The following is a 14,914-nucleotide window of genomic DNA, read 5'->3' on the forward strand; positions in this document are numbered from 1 at the left end:
AGCTTGGTTATAGTATTTCAATGCTTCTTGCGGTTGGGAGATTCTGTCGTACACTGCACCGATACTATTCAAAGTAGCAGCTTCCCCAGAGCGATCGTCCACTTCCCGCCTAATTGGTAAAGCTTGGTTATAGTATTTCAATGCTTCTTGCGGTTGGGAGATTCTGTTGTACACTCCACCAATATTACTCAAAGTAGTAGCTTCCCCATAGCGATCGCCCACTTGCCACATAATTGGTAAAGCTTGGTTATAGTATTTCAATGCTTCTTGGGGTTGGGAGATGCTGTCGTACACTGCACCGATATTATTCAAAGTAGCAGCTTCCCCCGCGCGATTGCCCACTTTCCGCATAATTTGTAAAGCTTGGTTATAGTATTTCAATGCTTCTTGCGGTTGGCTGTTGTACACTCCACCTATATTACTCAAAGTAGTAGCTTCCCCATAGCGATCGCCCACTTCCCGCCTAATTGGTAAAGCTTGGTTATAGTATTTCAATGCTTCTTGCGGTTGGGAGATTCTGTTGTATACTGCACCGATATTACTCAAAGTAGTAGCTTCCCCAGAGCGATCGCCCACTTCTAGTGCAATCGGCAAAGCTTGGTTCAAGTATTTTAATGCCTCTTGTGGTTGAGAAATGCTGTTGTAGTTAAAACCAATGCCAATCAGTGCTAAGACTTCAAGTTTTCTAATTTTAATTTTTTGCGAAATGACTATAACTTGCTGCCATGTTTCGATCGCCTGTTTGTGTTTTCCTTGCTGTCCCTGTTGCGTTGCTTGCTCTATAAGTCTCTGGAATTCTTGAGTCTGTGCATTTGGGCTTTGTGCCCAACTAGGTTGTTGCACCATCACCGGCACAGTCAGAGGACTCAAACACGCACCCAAAATCAAAACACTGCTGATAATTCGTTTGATATTTTTCATGATTTACCAAATTAAATTAAGATTCTTAGAATAGGCATCAAACGCAGAATCTTTACTTAATATGGGTATCCCTTCCATTATTGCTTGTGCGATGAGCAACCTATCGAACGGATCTTTATGATAAAAAGGCATGGTCACGATCGCACTCAGATGATCTAAATTGATATTCAGGAGATTAAAGTCTTCCAAACTGAGTTTTTGCCCGATATACTCATCAAGAGGCAAGCTCAACTTTAAATGCCCTTTACTTTCCTTAATTGCCATCTCCCAGATACTTGCTATACTGACCAGTTTATTATTATCTTCATCCTCAATTAGAATTCGTGCAGTATTACTGAGTTGAGAATCGCCCGCAAAAAACCAAATTAAGGTATGAGTATCTAACAGAAGTCTCATTACATATAATCCTTTAAATCTTCTAATGGCTCGTCAAAACCGTCAGATATTGAAATTAAATCGCGATCGCAGCCAAACAGCGGCTCACGGGGCATTTTAGGATGCTTCGGCTTCGGTGGCGGAGGCGGCGGAGGCGGCGCTGGTTTTGGTTTTCTATTGGTTGTGCGATCGCCCTCTAGAAATTCTGCAATTTGTCGCCATTCCTCTCTGTCTTCATCTGACAAAGACACTAAAAACTCTTTCATCCTTTTCCGCTTCTCCTCGTTGTTGATTGGCGAAACTTCCCGGACTTCAATCAGAACTAAGGAGCCGTCAGGAATGTTAATATTGTCTGACATTTGGATGCTTTTACCTTGTTTTATGCCTTTAACTTGGATAGGTTCGGATTTCATAGCTTGCTTGAGATAAACTGCCGATATTAGGTCAGGCCAGGTAAAGTTTTCAGGTAATTTATCGATTAAGCTGCGGACTTCTTCTTTAAGATTGATGGTTTCCATCGTTTTTGGTAAACAGAGTATGGATTTTAATTCTAGTGTAAGCGGTATTTAAGCGATCGCACTTTTAGCCAAAGTTAATTGCAACTGATATCTTGCACCTGTTGCAATAGTCCGGCAGAGGTTTAAACCCCCGACGGACTTAATTCGGTTAGCCACTCCTTCTATCTCTAAACAGCCGACACCCACACAACCTCAAACACTCCATCAGGAATAATCAGGAATAAACCGACACAAAGCCCTCAAACGATCGTCCGCATCTTGGCGGTTAAAAAAACGAGCAATTGTGTAATGCTGAGCATTCGGCAAAATCCGCACGATCGCCCAAGAATTGCGATCGTCCCCCACAATCGGAGAATTGGCATTTCTGAGAGTGTTGAGATAACGGGCGATCGCACTACCCTTAATATTCGCCGCCACGCGCTCAAATACGATCGCCACCAAGCTTTCCAACTCTTGCTGAGTCAACTGCGCGCGATCGGCATCAAAATCGTCATCCGAGTAGCAGCGGATGCGTGACAGCAGTTGCGTCACGCCAAAGTCATCCAAAGCTTGTTGATAGCCGCGAGTATATTCGCTCTCGTCGCTTCCAGGCTGTACCATAGAGATTGCCTCCTTGTTTATTAGGGGCCATAAGCCAGCGACGAACTTTACTAGGGATCACGCTGGCTTTTGACTTGTTGAAATTATAGCATGGATACAGCATATATGTATGCTTTATATGAGCTAATCTCGACAATATGGTCTAAATACAGCACAATTACGATCGGCTTAAACTAAAAAATAATGAATCTCTGATGACCAAACGCTTAGCGACCTATTTAGCCGATGGAATTTATGACATCCTGGAAGACTGGGCAAATCAGGAACGCCGTTCAATCAGCAGCTTAGCAGCCTTCGTTTTGGAACAAGCTGCTAGAGAACATCAAAAGGAAATGAAACAACAGCCCCCGCCATCGGATGAAAAACCGGAAAAAAATTGAGTGCAGTTTGGGCGATCGCACTTTAAACAACTATGAAATTTATCGGCATCGATTTAGGTTGGAGTTCAGGCGCCAGCGGTTTATGCTGCTTAAATTGGGAAAACAATCAATTACAATTCATCGAGTGCGATCGCCTCTTAGCAACCAACGACATCCTCACCTGGATCGACACCCAAATCTCCCCAACCGAACCAGCCATCATCGCCGTAGATGCGCCCACAATCATCAGCAGTCCATCAGGAATGCGCGAGGCCGACAAACTCACGCACAAACACTTCGGGCGCTACCACGCAGGCTGCTATCCCGCCAACCTTTCCCGCCCCTTCGCCCAAAAAACAGTACAATTCGGCCTCAGTTTAGAAGCCAGAGGATTTGTCCACGCCCCAACTATTGAAGCTAAAAAATTAGGGCGATATCAAATAGAAGTTTATCCCCATCCAGCCACAATCAATCTATTTCAATTAGAGCGAATAATCAAATACAAAAAAGGAAAACTGGCAGAACGTCAACTAGAATTGATGAAGCTCTACCAGTATATTATAGATATTTTACCGACTCTCAAACCATCCCTAAATCTCGCCAATGTCGCCAATAAAAATCCGCATTCATCAGCCTTCATCAGCGGTTCAAAACTCCCCGAAATCCCCACCAGTACAGCCACCCTCAAAGCCTTAGAAGACCAGCTAGATGCCTTGCTGTGCGCTTATATCGGCGCCCACTGGTGGTACTGGGGAATCGAGCGGAATCTCGTATTGGGCGATCGCACAACCGGCTACATAGTCATTCCCCAACCTCAATAAGAAGATAGGAAAAATAGCACAATCGCCCATTGACAACAGTTAACAGTTAACAGTCAACAGTCAACAGTTAACAGTTAACAGTCAACAGTCAACTGACTAATGCGCCCAGAGAATCACACCAGCTTCATAGGGGCTGCTGAGATTATCGTGCTTAGGCAAAACGCGCAAGGACAAACCTTGTAAACCGCTAGAAGTATAAGTAATGTCAGCCGTATAAAGGCTAGCATTGTGAGAATCTTCTCCCAAATACTCCATTACCACCGGCACGCCACCGACAATATCGCCGTTAGCATCAACCGAACCTTGATAAAGTTCAACTTGCACATCCGCAGGCGTCAATCCCATCAGATTGATGCGAGATTTAACCGCGATCAACTGATTGACCTTAACTTCCTTATCCTGGGAAATATCAACAGCCTCAATCTTAATGTCTTTCCACTTCGCGAGAAGGTGCTTCTTCCAGTGAGACAACTCCTTGGCCGGAGCGCACCCGTCAGAAGTCATGGTGTGGAATCGATCGCTCACCGGGAAATAAGCCCGCCGCGCGTAATCCTTCACCATCCGAGCCGTATTGAAGAAAGGACAGTTCAAGCTAATCGAATCCTTCATTTTCTCCGTCCAACCGCGAGGAATTCCATCAGCATCTCGGTTGTAAAACAGCGGTACAACTTCCTTTTCCATCAAGTCGTACAAAGCATTCGCTTCAACCTCATCCTGATACTCAGTATCTTCGTAAAACTCCCCATGCCCGATCGGCCAACCAGTGCGAACATAATCCGCCTCATCCCACCAACCGTCAAGAATACTTAGATTAGGCAAACCATTCATCGAAGCCTTCATCCCCGAAGTACCCGAAGCCTCACGGGGGCGGCGCGGCGTATTCAGCCACACATCGCAGCCGGACACCATCATCCGAGCCACGTTAATGTCGTAATTCGGCAGAAACACCATCGAACTGATAGTTTCGTGCTCGCGGATAAAGTGAACGATATCCCGAATCAATTCCTTACCCGGAATATCCATCGGGTGAGCCTTCCCAGCAATCACAAACTGGACGGGGCAGTTTTTGTCGCGCATGATCCGCATAATGCGATCGACATCACGCAAAAATAATGTCGCCCGCTTGTAAGTAGCAAAACGGCGCGCAAACCCGATCGTCAGCACCTTCGGATTGAGAGCCTCGCGCGCGGGTTCGATTTCCGTTTGAGCAGCACCACGCTCACGCAGAGTCTTTTGCAGCCACTCCCGCGCGAACACCACCAACTCCGATCGACAGCGTTCGTGATTCCGCCACAATTCCTCGTCAGGAATCGACGAAATCCTGTCCCACAGGCGATCGTCCTGGCCGGTCATTTCCCAATCCGGGCCAAGATAGCGATCGTACAACTCCTGAGTTGACTTCGCCACACAACTGCGAGCGTGCACCCCATTCGTAATCGAAGTAATCGGCACTTCTTCGATCGGCAAACCAGGCCAAAGTCCGCCAAACATCGGGCGCGACACCACACCGTGCAAAGCCGCCACCCCATTGACAAAACTCGACATCTTAATTGCCAAAATTGCCATATTCAGAGGTGCGGACAAATCGCCAACATTCTCCCGGCCCAACGCCAGAAACTCATCTTGCGACAAACCAAACATCTTGGGATACTGGCCCAGATAGTGCATCACCATATCCGGTTCAAACAAGTCAAACCCAGCAGGCACCGGCGTGTGAGTCGTAAACATACTGCTCGAAACCACCACCTGTTCCGCTTCCACGAAACTCAGGTGATATTCCTCCATCAGCATCCGTATGCGTTCCAAAGCCATGAAAGCCGCGTGGCCTTCATTCATGTGATAAGCCGTAACAGTCAAGCCCAAAGCCTTGAGCATTTTCACGCCGCCGATACCCAGCATGATTTCCTGGTGCATCCGCAGAGTTTTGTCACCGCCGTAGAGTTGGTCGCTAATATCTTGGTCGTAGCGGCTGTTAGGTTCAATATTTGTATCCATTAGATACAAAGGAACCGTTCCCACTTGTACTCGCCAAATCCGCGCGTATACCTTGCGGCCTGGATAGTCCACCTCAATCCGCAATTCCGAACCGTCGGGATTGCGTTCTAGGTGGAGCGGCATATTGTAGAAATCGTTGAGCGGATAGCGTTCTTGCTGCCAGCCGTCGGCGTTGAGATACTGCGAAAAATAACCTTCTTGGTAGAGCAAGCCCACACCAGCCAAGGGCAAGCCTAAGTCGCTAGCAGATTTGAGGTGGTCTCCCGCGAGCACGCCCAAACCGCCGGAATAGATGGGTAGGGCTTTCACTAAGCCGAATTCCATCGAAAAGTAAGCGTAACATTCTTGCTTGTCTGTACCGCGCTGTTTGCGATACCAGGCGCGGTTTTTGAGATAATCCTCTAACTGCTGGGCGGCTCGTTTCATTTGGGCAATGAAGCCGTCGTCTTCTGCCATTTCTTGCAGTCGCTCTTGAGAGATGGTTCCGAGCATCAGCACCGGGTTTTGGTTGCTGGAGTCCCACAGGTCTCGATCGAGGCGGCGGAATAAGTCTTTGGTGTCAACGTTCCAATCCCAGTGCAGGTTATAGGCAAGCTTCCGTAGGGGTTCGAGAATTGCCGGTAGCGACGGGGAAACGTTAAATGTGCGAATTGGCTGCATAGACAAAGCCTTTATGTTGGGGTAGCGATATTTTCCTCTGTCTTTTGGCACAAATCCGTTATTCTGAACATTATTTTAATTTTTAAGTGGCGCGGGCGATCGATCGCACAAGACACGGCGGTTGAAACCGCGTCGATACAAACAAAACCCACCTCCGTGGGTTGAAGAAGACACGGCGGTCTCAACCGCCGTCTTTCTCTGATCTTTGTCCGCGGAGGCGGACATCGTTAGTTTCCACGCCTTCGGCCACCACGCTCAAATTCAAATCTCGTCCCAGCATCGCTACAGCATTCGCGATCGCCCGTTCGCACGGATCTGTCGTCAGCCCGCTAACAAAAGATTTATCAATTTTCAAGATATTCAACGGAAACTTTGTGAGATAACTTAGAGAACAATAACCCGTGCCGAAATCGTCCAGCACAATCTGCACTCCCATATTCTGCAAATCCCTTAGAATTTTTGTGGTATAATCCACATCTTGCATTGCTGTAGTCTCGGTAATTTCTAACTCTAAATATTTTTGTGATAAACCCGTTTTTTTCAAGCAATTCGTCACCATTTGCACTAAATTAAATTGCTGGAACTGCCTGACCGAAAATTTGACTGCTACCCGCAAATCAGGTTGCAAAGCATCCTGCCAAGCTTTATTCTGAGTGCAGGCCGTTTGCAGCACCCATTCGCCAATAGCGGTAGTCCCATGAAGGAAAGGATCAAGATGATAAAACCGAATTCAAAGAAAAGTAGGCATCTAGAGTTGTAAATTATCATTATAATGATGCACAAAACGCTCTCCGGGAAGCAATATGATTTTCCAATTTCTTAGAGAAGGATAAGCTCTTTCTCACCAAGCGAAATACTCGTTGTCGAAGGGTGCAGTTGAATCGCTCGATATAGCTGGTACAACCACTATTTTTGTCTACACTGCGATGACGTTTACGCTTACAATACAGAATCATAGGCACTCCAATGGTCAGTATAAATTACTGCACATTGACGGTAAACTGGTGGCATTGAATTCCATAATGCCTGAGCTGATACTGCGCTACGATCGACAATGTGTACACCAACAATTTCCCTAGTCTGGGCATCCAATGCCAGCCAGACCCACTGCTGATTTCCTTTATTGTCCACAAACGACCATAACTCCTCCATCTGAACATTCAGGCGCTCGCCTTGGCTTGGGACTCCGCGACACTTGCTTCTTAACAACAAGAGCTTGGGCATTTACGTAGCGCTGAACTTTATCTTCTGACACTTTTAGCACCCGATCAATCCCCGCCTAAGAAATACGTTCAAGTAGCATCCGTGACATTAATTCCTGTTGTTGTTTGGTAATCGCTTTCCACATCGGATTCAGAACAAATTGACGACCACATTCTCGATATTTGTAGTTTTGTTTACGATGCCGAGTTTGACCATTACGACTAACTTCTCCTGAGCCACAATTGGGGCAAGGATGAATTTCTACTGTCATATCACCAATGGCAAACACTTCTCTCTAATAGTCGCTTACTCCATCCTTTCCTTCAGGGCACTACCGTTATTTCTTACTGGTGGGATTGACTTTTTTAACTTCTTTGCCTGCAATGTTACATCCAGCAGCGGGCTAATATTGAGCAGTCGCCGCGCTCCCGCCTCCACTTGCGGACGATCCAAATCTGTCAAATCGTAACTCGCGCGGCACAAATTCGCTGCTTCCACCGTTTTCGCGTCAATAAGTGCGATCGCCTCTGCTTTCACCTAACTGTAGCGCTATTTTATGAAATTGGTATAAGAGTTTTGCGATCGCTAGCGCGTGCAGTATCAAATACCAAGTCCGAATTATTTTTTGGAGGGCGTTGCTAAACTTGAATATGAATTCAGATTGTTCGCTATCAACCGACGAGGATTTACAGGCTTCATAGTCATCAACCATAAACCTAGTTAAATCGTAAATTTCTAGTTAAAAATAGTCAACTTTTCATAATAACCCGGTTTCTTTCTTGTGAGTAAATCCTGCTTAAGAAAGCCGATTTGACTCAGTTTGATTTGCCCGCAATTGGGATGTTGATTCCCGTCTGGCCTTCAGCCACCGTCTCCGTTCCCAATTCACCGAACCAGTGATTAATAAAATACTGGGTATTAAGCCAATAAATACATAGAGAATGCGACTATAAATTCCGCCAAAAAGACCGAAATGAAGAGTGCCGATCGCAATCATAAACTTGAACATAGGTGGCGGTTCTACAACGCGATTGACTGTCAAAACTTCCCCACTATATCGGTTCAGTTCTACATTACTCATAGCAAATCGAATTAACTCGTGAGGAAGTTGCTTGCTAACCGTAATTTTTTCTGGTTCATGTTCGTCAAAAACTACATAAGTCGTTTTTCCATCCGGCATGGCTGCATCAGCTTTGCGTAACAGTTCACTTAAAGCTATGGGTTGTTTCGCAGGGGGCAAGACTTTTGCCAATTGCGGAGATTGATTGAATGAAGATTGCAGAACTAAAAATGACAAGCTCGCACCTGTAACAGCCATAATTAGTAAAAATGTACTTGATAAAATGCCTCCAACTTGATGGATATCGTAACTTAATAATGGTAGTGGTGCAGTCGTGCGAACTGTCAAGCCTGTTTTCAACTTTCGCCAACCACTCCACAATATTATCCCTGTAATTACGATTAGTAAAAATAGCAAGCCAGTTATACCGACAGCCACCATTCCCACTTGACCTATCGCTAATTTGTAGTGGAAGTTGTAGAGAAATCCAATTGGAGAATTATCCCACTTTCTCGCTCCCAAAATCTTAGCCGTGTAAGGATTAACAAATGTATCTAAGCTTTCTCCGTCTTGGGCTTTTATTGTGATCTGATAGCTGCCATCCGGCGTTTGAGGAAAGCGAATTGACTCTAAAGGGAAATTAGGATAAGCAGCTTGCACTGGTGCGATCATTTGATCCAGCGAGACTAGCTTTGCTTGGGGAACAACTCGCATGAAAGATGGGTGAATCGCGCGATCTAGTTCCTGGTGAAATACAAGGGCGCTACCAGTCAAACTAATCACAGTTAGTAATAGCCCGATCGCAATCGCAATCGAACCATGTATTGTTAGTATCAATTTGCGAATTTTCATAGGTAAAGAAGGTGATTAAGTATTAAACACAACAAATTTTATGACTTTTTGATGCCTTTACGGTTTTTCTCCTGCTACTACAGATTAACCGACTCTCATGCCGAGCATTGGTAATAAAAAGAGTAAGAGTTATTAGCGGAATTGGAGCGCGATTATTCCATAATATTTCTGGTTTTACGGTAAGCTATATTGATTTCTTTTTGTTTTTTCAAATTTGATGTGCGTTATGTTTGTTTGGGTTTGTAACTACGATTTGGGGCGGTTTACAGGCTCATATAGCGCTTGATTACAGACATTAGTAAACCAGCCCCAGAGCGAAATTATGGTAAATTAACCTGTCACTCTCCTGTGCCGCACTTAGTTTTGCCACCACCACAATAAGTGGCAAACCAAGGACTAAATTTAGTCGCATCCTTTGGATCTTTGGTCATATTCACCAGCGTTGCAAAGCTAGATGGCTTACTGGCATAACGAAAGTGCATATGTATGGGTTCACCATTTGCTTCACCATGCGGCGGTACGAAACTGAGATACTGGAACTGATTACAAGCTGGATCTTGCTTTTCCTGTTTCACCAACTCAAATAAATCCCAAGTTATTTTGTATTCGGCGTAATACTTGGAATCGCCAGTTGCACCCATGTAGACATACTGACAATTCCGTGCGATTGGTTTTTTCCCGGCTGCATCTTTGTAGAAGCTAAATTTCTCCATTTTTTCGATATCAATGCGTTTGGGATTGCGCGGATCTTTGACAGAGTTCTGGTGTTCTGTGTTGAGATTAAACACGCCATTAAATCCTAAGTAAGGGACTTTGTACGCATTCATAGAAATCACCTGAGTGGCTATAGGTGATGGCGCAATTTTTGGGGGCGCTTGCCCAACAGCCTTTTCAGGGGTGCTTGAAGCGTTTGTTGTAGCTTTTTGAACATCAGGTTGATTTGCTTGTGGTTGACTTGATTCGGCTTGACACGCGATCGCGATTAACGCAGTTACAACGAGAATTACCTTGACTTTAAATCGTTTCATGGATGTCTCCTGCTCTAAAAAATCAAAACTTGATTGAGTTGTTTCCGAATTCTCAAAAAACATCAAAACTTTATGGTAAATGAACCAATTACTGTCAATGGTTCACCAGGCTGATTGCCAGAAGCTCTGCTACCCGTAACAGATTCAATGTAGTTGACATTGAACAGATTTTTGATATTGATGGCAGCTCGCCAATTATCGCGCTGATAAAAAACAGCAGCATTGGGGAGGAAATAACTATCCACTTGAAAGCTGTTAGGTAAATCCCCTTGTCTCTCGCCCACATAGCTGAACCCAACTCCCAAGCCTAAACCCTGCAAGTCGCCGCTTTGAATTTCATAAGTTGTCCACAGACTACCGCTATGTTTGGGAACATTAAACAATCTGTTGCCAACCAGAGATCGGTCTGTATCTGCTGTAACTTCAGCGTCCGTATAGGCGTAAGCAGCAATAATATTCCACCCCGGCAAAATTTGTCCCGAAATATCGAGTTCAACACCACGACTTTGCTGTTCCCCAGAGGCAATTGAGAATAAAGAATTATTCGGATCGGTGACAGCAACGTTCTGTTTTTTAATGTCAAAGTATGCCAAAGTAGCCGCCAGCCTTCTGTCGAGCAACTCAGCTTTGACACCGACTTCGTAACCCGATCCGGTTTCGGGTTCGATCAGACCGCCCCCGGCTGTTGTTGCCGAACCTGGATTAAAAGAGCGCGAATAACTCGCATAAAGAGAAATTTCGGGAATGGGTTGATAAACAATCCCTACACGGGGGGTAAAATCATTGTAATTTTGAGTTGTTTCGCTTCCTTCACCTGAGTCGTTTCTTTGCTCTGCGGTGTCATAGCGAAGACCTGCTAGTAGCTTTAAATTATCGAAGATTGAAATTTGATCTTGCACGTAGAAACCATATCGGCTTGTTTCTATCTTATTCGATCCAAAAGAAGCTAGTGTATCTTCATCTGGTTTGGGAACTGATCTGTAAACCGGATTGAAAATATTGACGGGGATCGGTGTTTCAAAATCACCGACTGTGGAAAGTCTTTGATCGCTGTAGCTGATGTCTGCACCAAATATGAGGGTGTGTTGGATTGAACCTGTAGCAAAATCGCCGACGATGTTTGTTTGGAGGGTGTAGTTTTTATTTTGGGAGTCTTGAGAAGCCCAAAAGAGATCGGTGGTGGCAGTTTTTTCATCAAAGCCAAGTTCTTGAAGACCGATTACATTGAAATCGAAGTTGTAGGATGCGTAGCGAAACGCATTTCTTAGCTTCCAGTTGTCACTGAAACGGTACTCGAAATTGTAGCCAACATTCAAATCTTGGGTTTCGATCGCATCATCGGGATCGCTAGCAACGCGATCGCGCGGAACATCAACAACCCGACGACCAAGAACAACCAGTCCATTATCAGCAGCCCGCTGATCGTCGATGTATTCTAGAGAAACTGTCAAGTTAGCGCGATCGCTTATTTTCCAGGTCAGTGTCGGTGCAATAGATAACCGCTGATTGTCTTGGTTAAAGCCCCGATAACTATCACTTGTTTGGTACAATCCGTTGACGCGGTAAAGCAGGCTGCGATCTGAGGTTAAGGGGCCGGAAATGTCAAACCGGGGCCGGACAAAAGTCTGGTTTCCCAGTTGCAGTTCTGCTTCGTAGAAAGGTTCTGACAGCGGTTGTTTGGATACTAAGTTAATTAAACCCCCTGGTTGAATCTCACCGTACAAAATTGAAGCTGGCCCTTTAAGAACTTCAACACGATCGAGGTTGGCGACTTCTGGAAAAGACCCAAAACTACCATATCGCCTGAACCCATCTCGCAAGATAGGGGCATCGTTAAAACCTCGAAGGCCGAATTCGCTACCCCGACCTGTAACAGTTCCGCCGTATGTGACACCGCTAACGTTGCGGAGTGCTTCATCTAAGCGGGTAACTTGTTGATCTTGTATCACTTCTTGAGGAACTACTTGGATCGATTGAGGAATATCTCGAATTGGGGTGTCTGTGCGGGTGGCGGAGGAAGCGTTGGGCTGTAGATAAGGAGTTTGCTGATTGCCCGTGACAATGATATTAATTTTTTCTGTGCTGACACTCAGAACTAAACCGCTGGCGCTTCTGAGTACGCCTGCTGTTGGCAAATTTTCTTGACCCGTGATGCTGATGCGGATACTACTAGCATCAACCTGAGTCACCGTGACTAAATTAATTCCCTCAAATGGATTTTGGGCCCGAAATTCTTGACCATCAGGTAGAACTAATTGAGCATTGGAAATCTCAGCTATCAAAGTTTTGCCCTCAGTCCTGGTTTTCGCTTGCAGGACTTGCCCCTCTGCTGAAACTAAAATGACTTCTAAACCTGCCTGTGTTGGGTTCAATCGCACGCCTGTTACTTGTACGACTGATTGAGAGATTTGCACAACATCTGAAAAGTTGGTCAAACTCGGTCTTGACGGATTTAATAAGCTTTCTACACTGGTATTCGGACGAGCTATGGAGTCGAGTTTTGGTATTGCTGCTGTGGGCTCTTTTGGCTGTGCTGTCGGTTCAATATTAGGAATAGGATTCGGGCGATCGCTAGCCGGCTTGGGAGCAAATGTCAAGTCAGAATTGGATTTTTGGTCGTTGTGTTCTGTATTGTGCTTGACTTCTAACTCCTCGCTTTCAGATGAGGGCTGTTCTGCGATGGTTTTTTGGGGCTCGATCGCAGAAGCGATCGCCCACCATTGAGATTGAGTGCGATCGTCCTCTTTTGAGGGATCTATTGAACTCGGATCGGGGGCACTCTCAGGCGCAGTTTCACCAGAGTCTGGGTTAGCGCCGTCAGAGAAACTCCTTGGCCCAACTGCTGCTACGGGCATGATACCAACGCCGAGCAGCGCCACACAAAAAAACGGCAAACACAGTTTCATTTTCACACCACACACTTAAAAAAACTTGAGACGCTACACCATCTGTCGCGGGGCGAATGCACCGATTGAGCTGCACTCTGGTCACTTGACTGTGCTGAAAACCTACCTACACAAACACGGAAACCAAGTCTGTGAGTAACAGGCGCAGCTATCTGCGATCGTAGTTTCAATCTAGTTTCCTGACATGAGGGACGATGCTTTCGGGTCGCAGTCAACAACCCAGTAATTATTGCATATTATTTGCAATAGCTTTATTAAAATAAACAAATTTTTTGCAAATGTCAAGTAAATAGTTATTTGATTTTTGATCAAGTTTGTTTGGTTTTTGGCAAAATTTCACTGTACGGCCCACAAGTTAGGGGCGTTGTTGGAATCCCCGTGCTTTAAGCTGCAAATCCTTTGAAAATTGGTTTTTATATTGGATGAGTTCGTTTTTTTACACAATAAAACCTATAATTTTCGAGGAATTAGATTAAAAATTATTATCTATGAGTGCTTGCCAAAAGCGATTATTTAGCTTTTGAGAATTCAGCTTAATTAAATATTTATGTCAATAAACTCTAGTGACACCTAAAAAACCTTTTGAAGAAACGATCGCAGTTACCGGCCGTGCGATCGCCGATTTCAAGATTTCAGGGTTGCAATGAGTGCAAAAAGTAGAATAGCTCAACCTTTGAAGGATTTGTGAGAAATCTCCAGTAAAAGTTCGACAGGTTTAGACTTCCTGCGCTACAGGTGCCAGCACCAGACTCATCAACTAGCTTTTAGCTTTCTGCAAGACGGAGAAACAGAAAGCTATATTTTATTGAAAAAACACGGTTTCTAAGCACTCGTGAGTCAATTCTATGATCTTGAGTAAATCTGCATCGGGGAATTGCAGTTTAAGGGTATGAGAAAATTATCAAGTAGGAATTCTATTAACTCTCTACTTGATGGTAGCAATCCCTAACTTAGCTCCCTTAATTCGACGCAATCGATCCATAACTTCCACAACACTTCCGTGATTGACACTTTTATCCGCGTTCAAAATAATTAAAGAAGTCTGATTAGAACCCATCACCTGCCGCACCGCACCCTCAATCTGGTCTAAATTGACTGGCTTTTTATCAACCATTAATTTTCCCGATTCCTCAATAGTGATAGTAATTTTAGAAGGCGCTTCCTGAGCCTGAGAAGTTGATGCTTTTGGTAAATTGACCGGCAAACCCTCGGATTTGGATAAAGACAGAGAAGAAATGATTAAAAACGTCAATATAGCGAATACCACATCAATCATTGGCACGATATTGATCTGAGCAATATTATCCGGTTCATCGGGTAGACGCATAGTTAGATTCTCTCGGTAATTTTTCGTAGCGGTGACGGTACAATAATTCTAACTGCCCTCCAGCTTCCTGAATAAAAGCAATTTGTTGTAAGTAAAACCCGCGAAACATATTGGCAAATAAAAGCGTAAAAATTGCCACCACTAACCCCGTTGCCGTAGATACCAGAGCTTCGCTAATCCCACCAGTAACGCCCGCTGCATTGCTGCTCCCAGCTTCTCCCAGTTTGAGCGAGCCAAAAGTGGTAATTAATCCCAAAACAGTGCCTAGCAACCCAAATAGTGGGGAAAG

15 protein-coding genes and 1 pseudogene are annotated in these 14,914 nt (G+C 44.9%); 2 read left to right on the top strand and 14 right to left on the bottom strand.

Translation table 11 applies throughout. The features are described 5' to 3' along the window. From QUB52_RS26795 to QUB52_RS26810, 4 genes are all read right to left on the bottom strand, one after another. Nucleotides 1-921 (bottom strand): tetratricopeptide repeat protein (locus tag QUB52_RS26795; protein ID WP_332976310.1); only part of this gene is annotated, 921 nt, incomplete at its 3' end. Between the two features lie 3 nt (nt 922-924). Beyond that, nucleotides 925-1,317, bottom strand: a complete 393-nt coding sequence (locus tag QUB52_RS26800) for a type II toxin-antitoxin system VapC family toxin (protein ID WP_332975395.1) — start codon at nt 1,315-1,317, stop codon at nt 925-927. Continuing rightward, nucleotides 1,317-1,814 (bottom strand): hypothetical protein, encoded by a 498-nt coding sequence (locus QUB52_RS26805; protein WP_332975396.1) that lies wholly within the window; start codon nt 1,812-1,814, stop codon nt 1,317-1,319. The genes QUB52_RS26800 and QUB52_RS26805 overlap by 1 nt, the downstream gene beginning before the upstream one ends. Before the next feature lie 204 nt (nt 1,815-2,018). Beyond that, complete coding sequence (locus tag QUB52_RS26810) at nt 2,019-2,414, bottom strand: hypothetical protein (RefSeq protein ID WP_332975397.1); 396 nt, start codon at nt 2,412-2,414, stop codon at nt 2,019-2,021. Nucleotides 2,415-2,608: 194 nt separating this feature from the next. On the opposite strand from QUB52_RS26810, the gene QUB52_RS26815 reads away from it, so the two are divergent. Both QUB52_RS26815 and QUB52_RS26820 read left to right on the top strand, forming a co-directional pair. Continuing rightward, complete coding sequence (locus QUB52_RS26815; RefSeq protein ID WP_332975398.1) at nt 2,609-2,794, top strand: ribbon-helix-helix domain-containing protein; 186 nt, start codon at nt 2,609-2,611, stop codon at nt 2,792-2,794. Between the two features lie 32 nt (nt 2,795-2,826). Next, nucleotides 2,827-3,594, top strand: coding sequence for a DUF429 domain-containing protein (locus tag QUB52_RS26820; RefSeq protein ID WP_332968527.1), 768 nt, complete (start codon nt 2,827-2,829; stop codon nt 3,592-3,594). A gap of 96 nt (nt 3,595-3,690) precedes the next feature. Here QUB52_RS26820 and glgP read toward each other — a convergent pair whose 3' ends face one another. From glgP to QUB52_RS26880, 10 genes and pseudogenes are all read right to left on the bottom strand, one after another. Then, complete coding sequence (glgP, locus tag QUB52_RS26825) at nt 3,691-6,249, bottom strand: alpha-glucan family phosphorylase (protein ID WP_332968604.1); 2,559 nt, start codon at nt 6,247-6,249, stop codon at nt 3,691-3,693. 181 nt (nt 6,250-6,430) lie between these two features. Further along, nucleotides 6,431-6,979 carry an EAL domain-containing protein gene (locus QUB52_RS26830; protein ID WP_332971236.1) on the bottom strand — a complete coding sequence of 183 codons (549 nt, stop codon included), beginning with the start codon at nt 6,977-6,979 and terminating at the stop codon, nt 6,431-6,433. An 18-nt stretch (nt 6,980-6,997) separates the two neighbouring features. Next, nucleotides 6,998-7,723, bottom strand: a pseudogene (locus tag QUB52_RS29350) (IS1 family transposase). 35 nt (nt 7,724-7,758) lie between these two features. Then, a complete protein-coding gene (locus tag QUB52_RS26850) occupies nt 7,759-7,989 on the bottom strand; it encodes a hypothetical protein (protein WP_332975399.1) in 231 nt (76 codons plus the stop codon). Beyond that, nucleotides 7,961-8,164, bottom strand: coding sequence for a hypothetical protein (locus QUB52_RS26855; protein WP_332975400.1), 204 nt, complete (start codon nt 8,162-8,164; stop codon nt 7,961-7,963). The genes QUB52_RS26850 and QUB52_RS26855 overlap by 29 nt, the downstream gene beginning before the upstream one ends. Before the next feature lie 84 nt (nt 8,165-8,248). Then, a complete protein-coding gene (locus tag QUB52_RS26860; RefSeq protein WP_332975401.1) occupies nt 8,249-9,349 on the bottom strand; it encodes a PepSY-associated TM helix domain-containing protein in 1,101 nt (366 codons plus the stop codon). Nucleotides 9,350-9,702: 353 nt separating this feature from the next. Further along, nucleotides 9,703-10,392, bottom strand: coding sequence for a hypothetical protein (locus QUB52_RS26865; protein ID WP_332975402.1), 690 nt, complete (start codon nt 10,390-10,392; stop codon nt 9,703-9,705). Between the two features lie 62 nt (nt 10,393-10,454). After that, complete coding sequence (locus QUB52_RS26870; RefSeq protein WP_332975403.1) at nt 10,455-13,298, bottom strand: TonB-dependent siderophore receptor; 2,844 nt, start codon at nt 13,296-13,298, stop codon at nt 10,455-10,457. 925 nt (nt 13,299-14,223) lie between these two features. Continuing rightward, complete coding sequence (locus tag QUB52_RS26875) at nt 14,224-14,625, bottom strand: ExbD/TolR family protein (protein WP_332975404.1); 402 nt, start codon at nt 14,623-14,625, stop codon at nt 14,224-14,226. Continuing rightward, the coding region (locus QUB52_RS26880) for a MotA/TolQ/ExbB proton channel family protein (RefSeq protein WP_332975405.1) at nt 14,609-14,914 on the bottom strand (306 nt) is incomplete at its 5' end. The genes QUB52_RS26880 and QUB52_RS26875, both read right to left, overlap by 17 nt.

Source organism: Microcoleus sp. A6-C6 (genome assembly GCF_036705955.1).
In the GTDB taxonomy this organism is placed as follows: domain Bacteria; phylum Cyanobacteriota; class Cyanobacteriia; order Cyanobacteriales; family Microcoleaceae; genus Microcoleus.

Excerpts from the sequence above, each read along its gene's own strand:
- QUB52_RS26820 (WP_332968527.1), top strand. The coding sequence starts at position 2,827 with ATGAAATTTATCGGCATCGATTTAGGTTGGAGTTCAGGCGCCAGCGGT.
- QUB52_RS26805 (WP_332975396.1), bottom strand. The coding sequence starts at position 1,814 with ATGGAAACCATCAATCTTAAAGAAGAAGTCCGCAGCTTAATCGATAAA.
- QUB52_RS26800 (WP_332975395.1), bottom strand. The coding sequence starts at position 1,317 with ATGAGACTTCTGTTAGATACTCATACCTTAATTTGGTTTTTTGCGGGC.
- QUB52_RS26875 (WP_332975404.1), bottom strand. The coding sequence starts at position 14,625 with ATGCGTCTACCCGATGAACCGGATAATATTGCTCAGATCAATATCGTG.
- QUB52_RS26865 (WP_332975402.1), bottom strand. The coding sequence starts at position 10,392 with ATGAAACGATTTAAAGTCAAGGTAATTCTCGTTGTAACTGCGTTAATC.
- glgP (WP_332968604.1), bottom strand. The coding sequence starts at position 6,249 with ATGCAGCCAATTCGCACATTTAACGTTTCCCCGTCGCTACCGGCAATT.
- QUB52_RS26810 (WP_332975397.1), bottom strand. The coding sequence starts at position 2,414 with ATGGTACAGCCTGGAAGCGACGAGAGCGAATATACTCGCGGCTATCAA.
- QUB52_RS26870 (WP_332975403.1), bottom strand. The coding sequence starts at position 13,298 with ATGAAACTGTGTTTGCCGTTTTTTTGTGTGGCGCTGCTCGGCGTTGGT.
- QUB52_RS26855 (WP_332975400.1), bottom strand. The coding sequence starts at position 8,164 with ATGGTTGATGACTATGAAGCCTGTAAATCCTCGTCGGTTGATAGCGAA.
- QUB52_RS26815 (WP_332975398.1), top strand. The coding sequence starts at position 2,609 with ATGACCAAACGCTTAGCGACCTATTTAGCCGATGGAATTTATGACATC.